Raw genomic sequence first — 1,441 nt, 5'->3', positions numbered from 1 at the left:
GAATTCCCTTTTCACGAAACCAAGTACCTACACGTGAAAAAGTAGAAATATGAGGAACAACATATAAACCACAAGACGAACGAAATGAAGGATATTGATGTAAAAAACGTGTTAATTTACGTAAAGAGTCAATTTGAAATACAGTTTTTAAGAAAAAACATTTCAGTAAAGCCTTTCTACAGATTGGTGGGCGACCTGTCACAGGCGGAACGTCTCCAATCGTTAAACTGTCTACATAAGCAAATAAAATCTGTAAAATGGATTGATTTTCATCAAATTTGGTTATCATACTAGTAAATCCGTCCTTTCTGGAGATAGTTTTGGTTACTATCATTCTTCCAAGGAAACGGATTTTTTTATGCATTTACTTTTGGATATTTATGAGTTTTGCAACACCCTCTAGCTTTATAATCGCCTCACGAGCCGTTAAGATCTCATTCCATATATATGACAAAAATGTTCCACCTCCCAGCGCTTTAATTTATTTCAATCATCAAAAACTATACAATATTATTTTTGTGAGGCGCTACAACTTTTTATCTTTCATTTTCTTTTTTACGTTGTTGCTGCTGTCTTCGTTGCTCTTGTCTATTTACTTCCACTTCTTTTTCTTTCCCTAAACTTCCATACAGTAAATTTCGTTCTTTTGTCAGTAATGACAACTTATAATGTAATTCAGATTCCTCAGTAATACCATAATTCTTTTTGAGATAGTTCATATCACGTTTTGCAACATCATACTCTTTAAATTCATGATACCGTTCTTGTTTAAATGCCATTTTATTTTCAGCTTTTTTATAAGCAACAATTAAAGGATGACTCTTTTTATAAGTGTGGAAACAGCCCTTCATTTTATTTAATCTGAAAATCTCATTATCAATACCTAAAAGTTGCTTTTCAAAGCTGTCAATTAACGCTTCTTTATTTGCTTCAATCTCCTCAAGTTCCGTAATCGAAACATTGAGTTTATATAGCTTAGAGCTTAATTCATTTAAGTAATTAATATTTTGCTTAGTAGCCCATCTTTGAAGTCCCTTATTATTTTTAAATTTCTCTTGTGACTTATCAATCCATTTCCTGTTGATTATACTGGTTTTAATCGGTGAATAACCTTTGTTTTTTATTCTGTATTTGATAGAGGATTCAAGGTAATTAAATCCCATTGTTTTAGTTCGCATAAACTTCCCTGACTTCGGATTCATAAATGATAAATATTTCCCCTGTTTATGCTCATATCCTTCTTTTTGCATAAAGCTTAAAAATTCATTGAATGAATTTGATTTTGATATGTTTTTATCAATTATTTCTTCTAAATTTCCTTTGAAGGATTTCCGCTTTGATCTGGCTACATACTCATTAAAAGCTAAATATTTTTTTCTCCCCTTTCTGCCTTCTTCAATGATTGACAAACCATACTTTTCAGATATTTTATCATTTTCTT

At 31.0% G+C, this 1,441-nt stretch carries 2 protein-coding genes; both read right to left on the bottom strand.

The features are described from left to right. A partial coding sequence (locus ATL10_RS30705; protein WP_142670045.1) for a transposase occupies positions 1–289 on the bottom strand: 289 nt, incomplete at its 3' end. A 247-nt stretch (positions 290–536) separates the two neighbouring features. After that, positions 537–1,441: relaxase (locus tag ATL10_RS30700; RefSeq protein WP_110498385.1), on the bottom strand; the 905-nt coding region annotated here is incomplete at its 5' end.

The organism is Bacillus sp. 196mf (assembly GCF_003217275.1).
GTDB lineage: Bacteria > Bacillota > Bacilli > Bacillales > Bacillaceae_G > Bacillus_A > Bacillus_A thuringiensis_S.
This window is presented reverse-complemented; position numbering and strand designations above follow the sequence as displayed.